This window comes from Sulfitobacter sp. 1A15106, assembly GCF_043556995.1.
Lineage (GTDB): Bacteria > Pseudomonadota > Alphaproteobacteria > Rhodobacterales > Rhodobacteraceae > Sulfitobacter > Sulfitobacter faviae.
In genome coordinates, this window is record NZ_JBIFFM010000007.1 from 49,820 (window position 1) to 62,287 (window position 12,468).

A 12,468-nucleotide genomic window follows, 5' to 3' on the forward strand; every position below is an offset into this window, starting at 1 on the left:
ATGGGTTAACCGATCCGGTAATTCGGGCTTTCGCGGGTGATCTGGACATCATGCACATGGCTTTCCTTCAGCCCCGCACCGGTGATCTTCACGAAGCTGCAATTGCGGCGCATCTCATCGACCGTGGCGCAACCGGTATAGCCCATGGCCGCGCGCAGACCGCCGACCAATTGGTGCAACACATTGCCCGCGCTGCCCTTATAGGGCACCTGACCTTCGATCCCTTCGGGCACCAGTTTGTCAGAGGCGGCGTCTTTCTGGAAATACCGATCTGCCGAGCCGCGCGCCATGGCGCCCATGCTGCCCATGCCACGGTAGCTTTTGAAACTACGGCCTTGATAAAGAACGACTTCGCCGGGGCTTTCGTCGGTGCCAGCGATCATGCTGCCGACCATGGCGCAGGAGGCACCGGCCGCAATCGCCTTGGCGAAATCGCCGGAGAACTTGATGCCGCCATCGGCGATGATCGGCACGTCGCCCGCAGCGGCCACGCAGTCCATGATCGCGGTCAGTTGCGGCACGCCCACCCCCGCGACCATCCGCGTGGTGCAGATGGAGCCGGGGCCGATGCCGACCTTGACCGCATCGGCGCCCGCGTCGATCAGCGCGCGGGTCGCGTCGCCGGTGGCCACATTGCCCGCGACGACCTGCACATCGCCGAACTGTTTCTTGGCGCGGGTCACCGCATGGGCCACGCCTTCGGAATGGCCATGGGCGGTGTCGATCACGATCATATCGACGCCGGCATCGACCAGCGCCTCGGAGCGCTCGAAACCCGCGTCACCCACTGTCGTCGCCGCAGCGACGCGCAAGCGGCCCAAGTCATCTTTGCAGGCAGTGGGGTTCAGCACCGCCTGTTCGGTGTCGCGCAGGGTCAGCAGCCCGGTAAGCTTGCCGCTGGCATCCGTGACCAGCAACTTCTCGATCCGGCGCGATTTCATCAGGCTGATCGCCTCGTCCCGGTCCGCAGGCTCTTGCAGGATCGCCAGCCGGTCGGAGGTCATCATGACCGACACCGGCGTGCGGTCGTCAGAGGCAAAGCGCATGTCGCGGTTGGTCACGATGCCCAGCACGCGGCCATTTTCGTCCACCACCGGGAAGCCGGTCACACGGTAGCGTTCTTGCAAAGCCTTGGCATCCGCCAGCGTCTGGTCCGGGCGCAGGGTGATCGGGTTGTAAACGATGCCGGATTCAAAGCGTTTCACCCGGCGTACTTCGCGGGCCTGTTCTTCGATCGTGAGGTTGCGGTGCACCACCCCCATGCCCCCGGCCTGCGCCAGTGCAATGGCCATGCGGCTTTCGGTCACCGTATCCATGGCCGAGCTGAGCAGCGGGATATTGAGCGCGATGCTCTGCGTGACGCGGGTTCGCGTGTCTGCGGTGGACGGCAACACAGAAGACGCTGCGGGAACCAGCAGGACGTCATCAAAGGTCAGGGCCTCACGAATCTCCATTTAACACCTCGGGTCTGGATGGGTTCATTTGGCGGTTTCCTATTTCACGGATGGCCGGGATTGGAAAGGCCTATTCCCCCGCGTAAGCCACAGACCGGGAATGACGCGGGCGCGGCATGAATTGCCGCCCCGCATCTTTCCCCCGCCGCGCGGCACGCTATGGTGTCGCAAAGAAACAAAGGACGGCCCCGATGAGCAGTGACCCCCTCGTGATTTTCACGCCCTCCGGCAAGAGAGGGCGCTTTCCCAAAGGCACCCCGGTGCTGACCGCCGCGCGGCAGTTGGGTGTCGATCTGGACTCGGTCTGCGGCGGGCGCGGCATCTGTTCGAAATGTCAGGTCTCGCCGGGCTATGGGCAGTTCTCGAAACACGGGGTGACCGTCGCGCCTGACGCGCTGAGCCCATGGAACGCGGTGGAAGAACGCTATGACGAGAAGCGCGGCCTGAAAGAGGGCCGTCGTCTGGGCTGTCAGGCGACGGTGCAGGGCGACGTGGTGATCGACGTGCCGCCAGAGAGCCAAGTGCACAAACAGGTCGTGCGCAAACGCGCCGAGGCGCGGGAGATCGTGCTGAACCCGTCGGTCAAACTCTTCTACGTCGAGGTGACGGAGCCCGACATGCACGAACCCTCGGGCGATCTGGAGCGCCTCCAGGCCGCGCTGGCCGAGCAGTGGAAGCTGGAGAAAGTCACTGCCGATCTGCACATCCTGCAAATGATGCAGCCGGTTCTGCGCAAGGGCGATTGGAAGGTCACGGTCGCCGTCCATCTGGGCGATCAGGAGAATGCCGCGCGGATCATGAACATCTGGCCGGGGTACTACGAGGGCACGGTCTATGGTCTGGCGGTCGATCTTGGCTCTACCACCATCGCGGCGCATCTGTGCGATCTGCAAACCGGTGAGGTCATGGCCTCTTCCGGTGTGATGAACCCGCAGATCCGTTTCGGCGAAGACCTGATGAGCCGCGTCAGCTATTCCATGATGAACCCCGACGGCGCGCAGGAGATGACCCGCGCGGTGCGCGAAGGGATGGCGACGCTTTTCACCCAGATCGCCGCCGAGGGGAATGTCGCGCCCGATCTGATCGTCGACGCCGTCTTTGTTTGCAACCCGGTGATGCACCATCTGCTGCTCGGCATCGACCCGTTTGAGTTGGGCCAAGCGCCCTTTGCGCTGGCGACCTCTGGCGCGCTGCGCCTGCGGGCCGAGGATTTGGACCTGAACATCCACCCCTCCGCCCGCGTCTACCTGCTGCCCTGCATCGCGGGCCATGTCGGCGCGGATGCCGCCGCCGTCGCCCTATCCGAGGCGCCGGAGAAGTCCGACGAGTTGATGCTGGTGGTCGATGTGGGCACCAACGCGGAGATCTTGCTGGGCAACAGGGAAAAGGTGCTGGCCTGTTCCTCTCCCACCGGACCCGCGTTTGAGGGGGCGCAGATCAGCTCGGGCCAACGGGCGGCACCGGGGGCGATCGAACGGGTAGAGATCGACCCGGAAACCAAGGTTGCGCGGTTCAAGGTGATCGGATGTGATCTCTGGTCCGATGAGGACGGCTTTGAAGAGGCGGTGGCGAGCACCGGCGTCACGGGCATCTGCGGCTCCGGCATTATCGAAATGGTCGCCGAGATGCGCATTCACGGCATCGTCGACGCGCCGGGGCTGATTGGCAGCGCCGCGCAGACGGGCTCGGCCTCGGTCTTTGCCGATGGGCGCACCAACAGCTATCTGGTCTACGACGGCACCGAAAAGGGCGGGCCCAAGATCACGGTGACCAACCGCGACATTCGCGAAATCCAGATGGCCAAGGCCGCGCTCTATTCCGGCGCGCGGCTGCTGATGGACAAATTCGGCGTCGACAAGGTCGACCGCGTGGTGCTGGCGGGGGCCTTTGGCGCGCATATCAGCCCCAAACACGCGATGGTGCTGGGCATGATCCCCGACGCGCCGCTCGACAAAGTCACCAGCGCGGGCAATGCCGCAGGCACCGGCGCCCGGATCGCCCTGCTCAATACCGAGGCCCGGGCCGAGATCGAGGCGACGGTGGGCGCGATCCACAAGATCGAAACCGCCGTCGAGCCGCGTTTTCAGGAGCATTTCGTCAATGCCTCGGCCATCCCCAACGCGGTGGAGCCTTTCCCCATCCTCAACAGCCTCGTCGCCCTGCCGGAGGTGACCTTCAACACCGGCGGCAGCGGCGAAAGCGAACGCGGCGGCCGCCGGCGCAGAAGAAAGGCGACGTGATGACTGCCTCAGACAACAGCGATCAGGTCGAATTCTGGAGCGCCTCTGCGGGGCAGAGATGGGCCGCGCGGCAGGCTGAGTTGGACATTCTGATGCAGCCGGTGCTGGATGGCGTGCTGGCGCGCGCCGAACTGGCGCCGGGGCTGAGGGTGCTCGACATCGGCTGCGGCGCGGGGGCGGGCTGTCTCGCCGCCGCCGAGGCGGTGGGCGATGCAGGCGCGGTGCTGGGCGTCGATGTCTCTGCCCCGCTGCTCGACCTCGCGCGGCAACGGGCCGCCGCCCTGCCCCATGTCGCCTTTCACCACGGTGATGCAACGACGCTAGCGCTTTCCCCTTCCTATGACCGGCTGATCTCGCGCTTTGGCGTGATGTTCTTTGCCGATCCGGTCCTGAGCTTCACGCGCATGGCCGCGCAACTCAGCTCCGGCGCGAAGCTCAGCTTTGCCGCGTGGGGGCAAATCCCCGAGAACCCTTTCTTCACCCTGCCCGCCCGCGCGGCCCGGGCCACCATCGGGGCCATGCCGAAAAGCGATCCCGACGGCCCCGGCCCCTTCGCCTTTCGCGACCCCGAACGCGTGGTGTCGATCCTCGCCGAGGCGGGATTTGTCGATATCGCCTGCAAGGTGACACGGCTTGACCTCACCCCCGCGGGCACGGTCGATGACCTTGCCCAGCAGATGTGCGACATCGGCCCGGCCAGCGGCGCGATCAATCATTTCGAGGCGGGCCCGACACAGGTCGAGGAACTTCGGCAAACCATCATCGAAGCCCTGCGCCCCTATGCGGAAAACGGCCCCCTGCGCCTGCCTGCCGAGATCAATTTCGTCACCGCGACGAAACCCTGACTTGACCTTCCCCCGCGCGCCGATTATCTCACCCTCAGCGCGCGGGTATGGTGAAAAGGTATCACGGCAGCTTCCCAAGCTTTAGTTACGAGTTCGATTCTCGTTACCCGCTCCACGCTCCCCCCTCCGCCTTTGTGATCCCGCCACATGGCCCCACACAGGCCCCGCAGGGTTCCCCAAGGTCACCCCCATGAAAAGCCTAATCTGGTCCGAATTTCGCCATGATTGCCCGCAAAAGTAGCAATTAACAGGGAAGTAACTTACGCGCAGATGGCCCAACGATGTCGGATGCGCATTGAGGCAAAGGAAAAAAGCGTGGCAAACGCGTTTCGGGACTACGCGACATCCAAGGCGTATATCATCGTCAATTTCATCGTGCTGTGCTGTGTCGCCGGCATCAGCTATTCGATCGTCAAACTGGATTACGAGCAGCATATCGCCAGCATCCGTCAGGATGCCCGGCAAACGCTGCATGAAGTCAGCAATCAGGTGCAGCATCAGTTCCAAGAGACCATTCTGGTCACCAAGAATATCGAGAATATCCTGCTCTCCGGCGAGGCGTTCAAAGACAAAAAGATCGAACTGCTGGTCAAGGAGTTGCGCGACCGGAACCCCGGCATTCAGGCCTTCGCCCTCGCCCCGGACCTCAAGATCACCCATAGCTATCCCAAGACCCAGAATGGCGAGACGATTGGCCTTGAATACAAGAACATCCCGACGCAGCTTTCCGGCGTCGCCAATGCCTACCGCCGCCAGAGCCCGACCATCGAAGGGCCGCTGAACCTTGTTCAAGGCGGCAAGGGCTATATCATGCACTACCCGGTGTTCGAGCGCCCCATCGGCCTTGGTGCGCCGCGTTTTTGGGGGGTGATGTCCATCGTCTTCCAGCCCGACCGGCTGTTCGAGCCGCATCAAAACCCGCATCAGGCCGCCGACTACATCTATAGCCTCCGCGCCTTCCCCACGGGCGTCATGCCGCCTGAGATTGAGCCTGCGGCGGTCGACCCCACAGCCCCCGTGCGCACCCGGTTCGAGCTTTTAGGCAAGACATGGGAGGCGACGGCCAGCCCCGCCAACGGTCTGCCCCCCTATGCCCCGCAAAGCCCCTACCTCGTAGCCTTCGCCCTGATCGCGACCATCGCGCTGATGGCAGGCCTCTGGGCCTTCCGCCGGGTCACGCTGAAAAAGCAGGAAGCCCATGCGCTTTTGGCTGAGGGGATTGGATCGATCCAAGAGGGGTTCATCGCCTTTGACGAGAAAGAACGCCTTGTCACCGTCAACAGCAAGTTTCTGGAGTATCACCCTGAAATCGCTGACCTTCTGATCCCCGGCAAAACCATCGAAGAGCTGTTGCGCCATTGGGTCGCCCGCCATCAGCACCCTGAGCAGGTCGAGGAGCGTGAGGCATGGATTGCCAAACGCCTCGCCCGGTTCCGCAACCCGACCGGCGCCTTCATTCTGGAAGTCTCAGATAACTTCTGGCTCAAAGTCACGGAATCGCGCACGCCGCATGGCTATACCGTGGGCATCTGGACCGATGTGACGGCCGAGAAACGCGCGCTCGACGCGGCCAAGGCGGCGGACCGCGAAAAGACCGAGTTCTTGAACAACGTCAGCCATGAGCTGCGCACGCCGCTGACCGTGATCTCGGGCCGGGCGACCTTCTTGCAACATGCCGAGAAGCTCCCCCAAGCCAGGCGCTTGCAGACCGCGTTGAACAACAGCGCCAATGCCACGCCCGACATTCGCCACAGTGTCGATGAATTCCAAAACTTCGTCTCTGACCAAGCGGGCGGCATCGCGGGGTCGTCAAAACATATGCTGCGCCTTGTCGAAGACCTGTTGGATTGGACCAAGGTCGCGCGCGGCAAGATGGAGCTTGATCTTCAAGAGGTTGAGACCAGCGAGATCGCCCGCTCCGTCGCCGAAGACCTTCGCCCGGATGCCGAGGCCAAGGGGCTGACCCTGACCTATGAGGACAATGGCACGGCCCTCGCCAATGCCGATCCGGTGCGCCTGCGGCAGATCCTTTACAACCTGATTTCAAACGCGATCAAATTCACCCGCAGCGGCAATATTCATCTGCAGATGCAGCAGGATGCCGAAGAGATCACCTTCTCGGTCTCCGACACGGGCTGCGGTATTTCCGAGGACAATCTCGAGCGGGTTTTCCTGCGGTTTCAGCAGGTTGACGGCTCAATGTCGCGTGAGAACGGCGGCTTGGGATTGGGCCTTGCGATTGCCGAGCAACTGGCCAGCCTGCATGGCGGCAGCCTGTCGCTGGAAAGCAAAGTCGACGTGGGCAGCACCTTCCGGCTGACCCTACCCCGCCCCGTGGCCGATAGCGAGATGCGCCGCTCGGCCTGATGGCAAAACGCCCCGGCCCAAAGCGGACCGGGGCCGATTGCCTCAGCTCTCGCCCTGCATCAGCACATCGCCAAAGCGGTCCCGCAGATCGCGTTTCAGCACTTTGCCCGTCGCGTTGCGCGGCAGTGCCTCGGCGAAGACCACCCTGTCGGGCACCTGCCATTTGGCGATCTGATCCTCGAAAACCTTGAGGATATCCGCCTCTGACGGATCGGCCCCTTCGGCCTTCACCGCGACCAGAACCGGGCGCTCGTCCCATTTGGGATGGGTGGCCCCGATGACGGCGGCGTCGGCCAGATCGGGGTGGGCGATGGCGATATTCTCTAACTCGACCGAACTGATCCATTCGCCGCCCGACTTGATGATATCCTTTGCGCGGTCCCGAATGGTGATATAGCCGTCGGCGTCCATCGTCGCGATATCGCCGGTATCGAACCAGCCATCGCGCAGGGTGCTGTCGCGGTCGGATTTGTAATAGGCATCCAAAATCCAATGCCCGCGGGTGACCAGTGCGCCTTGGGTCTCGCCGTCATGGGGCAGCGGCTTGCCTGCGTCGTCCCAGATCTCAAGTTCGACGCCAAAGACCGGGCGGCCTTGGTTCTCGCGCAGCTTGTGCTGGGCGTCTTCGGGCAATTCACCGTGTTTCGCCAAGGGTTTGTTGACGCTGCCCACCGGCGACATCTCGGTCATGCCCCAGGCGTGGATCGTCTCAACCCCATAGTCTTCGCGGAACGCTTTGATCATCGACGGCGGACAGGCGGAACCACCGACTACGGTACGCTCTAGGCTGGGCAGTTCGCTGCCGGATTTCTTTGCCGCCGCCAAGAGCCCTTGCCAGATCGTCGGCACGCCAAGCGCCAAGGAGACGCGGTAGGTGTCGATCAGCCCCACGAGCGATGCCCCATCGAGGTTCGGCCCCGGCAACACCATCCGCGCGCCGGTCATGGCGCTGGCATAGGGGCAGCCCCAAGCGTTGACATGGAACATCGGCACCACGGCCATCACGATGTCCCGCGCGGAGATCGCGATGCTGTCGGCCATGTTGATGCCAAAGGAATGCAACACGGTCGAGCGGTGAGAATAGAGCACGCCCTTGGGATTGCCCGTGGTGCCAGAGGTGTAGCAAAGGCTCGACGCCGTGTTCTCATCCAGATCGGGCCAGTCGAACCCGGCATCGCCCGAAGCCACCAATTCGTCGTAGAAAATCAGCCCCGGTAGTGTCTCGGCAGCCTCGGCATCGGGGCCGGACATCAGGACGACGTGCTTGAGATGCTCCAGCTTGTCGCGGATCGCGGCGACGAGCGGGACGAAGGTCTTGTCGATGAACAGCACCTCATCCGCAGCATGGTTGAGGATATAGACAAGTTGATCGGCAAAGAGCCGCGGGTTGATCGTATGGCAGACAAAGCCCGCGCCGGAGGTGCCGAAGTAGATTTCCAGATGCCGCCGATTGTTCCATGCGATGGTCCCGCAACGCGCTTGCGGCGACAGCCCCAGATCGGTCAAAGCCGCACCCAAACGCCGCGCGTTCTCGGCCACCTGCCCCCAGTTCGTCTCCTCAACCCCGCCGGTGGTCGAGACCGAGATGATCTCGCCCTCGGGGTGATAGCGTTCGGCATGAGAAATCAGGCTTGAGATCAGCAGCGGCTGCGTCATCATCTGGCCAAGCATAGGGGGTCCTCCAATCATTTGCTTTGAGACTGTCCAAAGGTCAGGGCAGTTGCAAGCCTTCCCCTCCGGCAAGTCGTAAGAGCGCTGACGGACAGGACGACGGCACCGCGCAGGCGGCTATCGCCCGCGCGGTGCCTCGTTCCGGTCTAAGGGCAGCCCCTAGCCACGATGCTGGTGGATATAGCCGATCAGCCCGGCGGTAGAGCCGTCTTTTCCCTCGGCAGAGACCTCGCCTTCGACCAACGGCTGAAGCGATTTGGCCAATTCCTTGCCCAGTTCCACGCCCCATTGATCGAAAGAGTTAATGCCGAGGATCACCCCTTCGACGAAAACGCGATGCTCATAAAGCGCGATGATCTGGCCCAGCGTGAAGGGATCAAGCGTTTCATAGGCGAGTGTGGTCGAGGGCCGGTTGCCGGGGAAGACACGGTGGCGGGCTTGGCGTTCAAGCGCGTCGCCCGAAAGCCCCGCGTCGCGCATGATGGCGCGCGCTTCGTCCAAAGACCGCCCGCGCATCAGCGCTTCGGATTGAGCAAGGCAATTGGCGATCAGCAGATCGTGGTGGTGCTGCAACTCCGGCTCATGCCCCTTCGCCGCCACCAGAAACTCGCAAGGGATCACCCGCGTGCCTTGGTGGATCAACTGATAGAAAGCGTGCTGGCCATTGGTGCCCGCCGCGCCCCAGACCACCGGGCCGGTGTGGCGCGGGCTGTCGGTGCCGTCCATCTGCACGCCTTTGCCGTTCGATTCCATCTCAAGCTGTTGCAGATAATCGGGCAGCATCTCAAGCCGTTGGTCATAGGGCAGCACCGCGCGGGTGGCATGGCCGCAGATTTGGTTGTGCCAGATGCCCACCAGCGCCAGAAGGATCGGCATATTCTCAGCCGGATCAGCGGCGCAGAAATGGCGGTCCATCTCCTGCGCGCCGCGCAGGAAGCTGTCGAAAGCCTTAGGGCCAAGGGCGATCATCAGCGACAGCCCAATCGGACCCCAAACGGAATAGCGCCCGCCAACCCAATCCTCGAAACCGAAGACGCGAGCCGGGTCGATCCCGAACTCCGCGGTCTTGTCATCCGCGGTGCTGAGCGCGGCGAATTGCGTCGCCGGATCGCCGCCATGGTCCTGCATCCACGCCCGCGCCGTGCGCGCATTGGTCATGGTCTCGATGGTGGTGAAAGTCTTGGACGCCACGATCACCAGCGTTTTCTTGGCATTTAGGCCCCGCAGCGTATCCGCGATATGCGCCCCATCGACGTTTGAGACGAAGTGGCAGCGCGGCCCATCGTGATAGGGTGTCAGCGCGCGGATCGCCATGGCGGGGCCAAGGTCGGAGCCTCCGATGCCGATGTTAACCACATCCGTAATGTCGCCGCTGCGCACCTGATCGGCAAAGCTGCGCATCCGCGCCAGCGTGTCGCGCACCTGCGGCATCACATCTTCGCCCGCGACGTCTACCGGCCCGCCATCGAGATTGCGCAATGCGGTGTGCAACACCGCGCGGCCCTCGGTCTCATTGATCGGCGCGCCCGCGAACATTGCATCGCGCCGCTCGGTGACCTTGGCGTTTTCGACCAGTTGCAGCAGCGCCGCGCGGGTCTCGGCGTCGATATTCGTCTTGGCGTAGTCGAACAGCATATGCTGCGTGCGCAGGGAAAAGTCCTCGGCCCGGTTCGGGTCATCGAACAGTGCCGTGATCTTGCGGTCTGCCACGGCGCTTTGCCGCTCTTGAAGGTCTTGCCAAATGTTCATCATGCCGCCCAGTAAACTTCGATTTCATCCAGCACCGATGCAATCGGCGCCTCTTCGGGGGAAAGCCCCTGCGCGCGCTCAAGGGCCGCGCGTTTCTCATCCCCGAAAATCACGAGATGCTTGTTCAGCGCCCCGTCGAGCACATGCGCCGGCAGCGTGACCCGCGCAGTGGGCTGGCCCTCGGGATAGACCGGGCACAAAAGCGGGGCATCGGCGGCCAAAGCGTCAGGCAGGCTCGGGTCGCCGGGGAAAAGCGAGGCAGTGTGCATGTCGTCGCCCATGCCAAGCAGCAGGACAGAGATCGGCACATGCTCCGTCAGACTGGGGGCCACCACCTCTGCCCCTTCGCCCGGAGAAAGCCCGGGGCGAAAAAAGGGGATGAACTGCGCCGCAGCAGCACGGTCGTTCAAAAGATGCTCGCGCACCAGACGCGCGTTTGACAGCGGGTCATCCACGTCCACCCAACGCTCATCGGTCAGCATCACATCCACCCGGCTCCAATCCAGATCGGTCGCGCTGAGCATCTCAAAGATCGGCCCGGGGGTAGAGCCGCCCGGCACCGCGAAAGACACGCGGTCATTGCCCGAAAGCGCCGATTTCAAATTGCCCGCCAGTTTGTTGGCGACATTCATCACCAGCATTTCGCGGTCCGCATATTCGATGATGTTCATGGGGATACCTTTCGCCATTCACGGCCATCGCGCCGCATCATTTCTGTCGCATCCGTGGGCCCCGCCGAGCCGCTGTCATAGGGTTTGGGCACGTCGTGACGCGCTTCCCAGCCTTGGATGATCGGATCGGTCCAGGCCCAGGCGGCCTCAACCTCGTCGTCGCGCATGAACAATGTCTGGTTGCCCCGGATCACGTCCATGATAAGCCGCTCATAGGCATCGACCTGATCGCCCCCATCGGGGCCAAGTGCTTCGGCAAAGGTCATGTCGAGCGGCACATCGACCAGACGCATGCCCCCCGGTCCCGGTTCCTTGATCGTCACGCCAAGGGTGATGCCCTCGTTCGGCTGCAAGCGGATCGACAGCACGTTGCGATGACGGCCAGCGTCTTCGGCAAAGATGGAATGCGGCGTGTCTTTGAAAACCACCGTGATCTCGCTCGACCGCGCCACCATGCGCTTGCCGGTGCGCAGATAGAACGGTGTGCCATGCCAGCGCCAGTTGCTGATATGGGCCTTCAACGCCACGAAACTCTCGGTCCGCGAACGCGGGTTGCCGACGGCATTGCGGTAGCTGGGGGCTTCTTCCTCATTGCCCTCTTCAGCCTCATACTGTCCGCGCACGAGGTGATGCGGCAGCACCGGATCAATCGCGCGGATCACTTTCAGCTTTTCGTCGCGCACCGCATCGGGATCAAAACGCGCGGGCGGCTCCATCGCGATCAGGCACAAGAGTTGCATCAAGTGGTTCTGCACCATGTCCCGCATCGCGCCGGATTTGTCGTAATACTCCCCACGGCCGCCGACGCCCACCGTCTCGGCCACGGTGATCTGGATGTGGTCGACGTATTGGCGGTTCCACAACGGCTCGAACAGCATATTGCCAAAGCGCACCGCCATGAGGTTCTGCACCGTCTCTTTGCCGAGATAGTGATCGATCCGGTAGATCTGCTGCTCTTTGAAATAGGTGGCCAGCGTCGCGTTGAGGGCGCGCGCACTCTCCAGATCGCGGCCAAAGGGTTTTTCAACGACAATGCGACATTCTTCGCCCGCCATGCCCCATTGCTGCAACCGTTCCGCCAGATCGCCGAAAAGCCCCGGCGCGACGGAGAAGTAATAGACCTCGATCCGGTCCTTGCCGGACATCAGATCTTGCAACTCTGCCCAGCCGGTCTCTCCGCGTGCGTCGATGGCGACATAGTCGAGCTTGGCCAGAAAAGCGTCGAGGTTGTCACAGGCGTCTTTCCCGCCGAACTCTTCAATCGCTTCGGCTACCATCTCGCGGTAGCCTTTGGCGTCCATCTCGGTGCGCGCAGCGCCGATGATCCGCGCCTCTTCGGGCATTTGGCCCGCACAGTAACGGCGATAAAGACCCGGCAAAATCTTGCGCCGGGCCAGATCGCCGGTGCCGCCAAAGATGACAAGATCGAAGGGGTCGACAGGGATAACACGCGAAACCATTGATTAATCCT

General features: G+C 62.8%; 8 protein-coding genes and 1 tRNA gene. 4 read left to right on the forward strand and 5 right to left on the reverse strand.

Annotated features, from left to right (window positions below; all coding sequences use genetic code 11):
- Positions 1-5 precede the first annotated feature (5 nt).
- Positions 6-1,454 (reverse strand): IMP dehydrogenase, encoded by a 1,449-nt coding sequence (guaB, locus tag ACGYKA_RS12290; protein WP_394409170.1) that lies wholly within the window; start codon positions 1,452-1,454, stop codon positions 6-8.
- A gap of 191 nt (positions 1,455-1,645) precedes the next feature.
- Here guaB and ACGYKA_RS12295 point away from each other — a divergent pair, with 191 nt between their 5' ends.
- The 4 genes from ACGYKA_RS12295 to ACGYKA_RS12310 all read left to right on the forward strand — a co-directional run bounded on the left by ACGYKA_RS12295 (position 1,646) and on the right by ACGYKA_RS12310 (position 6,906).
- Positions 1,646-3,694, forward strand: coding sequence for an ASKHA domain-containing protein (locus ACGYKA_RS12295; protein WP_394409167.1), 2,049 nt, complete (start codon positions 1,646-1,648; stop codon positions 3,692-3,694).
- On the forward strand, positions 3,694-4,539 hold the full coding sequence (locus ACGYKA_RS12300; protein ID WP_394409164.1) for a class I SAM-dependent methyltransferase: 846 nt from the start codon (positions 3,694-3,696) through the stop codon (positions 4,537-4,539). Before ACGYKA_RS12295 ends, ACGYKA_RS12300 begins: the two co-directional genes overlap by 1 nt.
- A gap of 41 nt (positions 4,540-4,580) precedes the next feature.
- Positions 4,581-4,654 (forward strand) — tRNA-Gly (locus ACGYKA_RS12305).
- A gap of 200 nt (positions 4,655-4,854) precedes the next feature.
- Positions 4,855-6,906 carry an ATP-binding protein gene (locus ACGYKA_RS12310; protein ID WP_394417996.1) on the forward strand — a complete coding sequence of 684 codons (2,052 nt, stop codon included), beginning with the start codon at positions 4,855-4,857 and terminating at the stop codon, positions 6,904-6,906.
- A gap of 42 nt (positions 6,907-6,948) precedes the next feature.
- On the opposite strand, the gene ACGYKA_RS12315 is transcribed toward ACGYKA_RS12310, so the two are convergent.
- The 4 genes from ACGYKA_RS12315 to zwf all read right to left on the reverse strand — a co-directional run bounded on the left by ACGYKA_RS12315 (position 6,949) and on the right by zwf (position 12,457).
- Positions 6,949-8,577, reverse strand: coding sequence for a long-chain fatty acid--CoA ligase (locus ACGYKA_RS12315; RefSeq protein WP_394409158.1), 1,629 nt, complete (start codon positions 8,575-8,577; stop codon positions 6,949-6,951).
- 159 nt (positions 8,578-8,736) lie between these two features.
- Positions 8,737-10,329: a glucose-6-phosphate isomerase gene (pgi, locus tag ACGYKA_RS12320; RefSeq protein ID WP_394409155.1), complete on the reverse strand. Its 1,593-nt coding sequence runs from the start codon at positions 10,327-10,329 to the stop codon at positions 8,737-8,739.
- Complete coding sequence (gene pgl / locus ACGYKA_RS12325) at positions 10,326-10,997, reverse strand: 6-phosphogluconolactonase (protein WP_394409152.1); 672 nt, start codon at positions 10,995-10,997, stop codon at positions 10,326-10,328. The genes pgi and pgl overlap by 4 nt, the downstream gene beginning before the upstream one ends.
- The gene (gene zwf, locus ACGYKA_RS12330) at positions 10,994-12,457 is read right to left on the reverse strand and encodes a glucose-6-phosphate dehydrogenase (RefSeq protein ID WP_394409150.1); all 1,464 of its coding nucleotides are present in this window, start codon (positions 12,455-12,457) and stop codon (positions 10,994-10,996) included. The genes pgl and zwf overlap by 4 nt, the downstream gene beginning before the upstream one ends.
- Between the last annotated feature and the right edge of the window lie 11 nt (positions 12,458-12,468).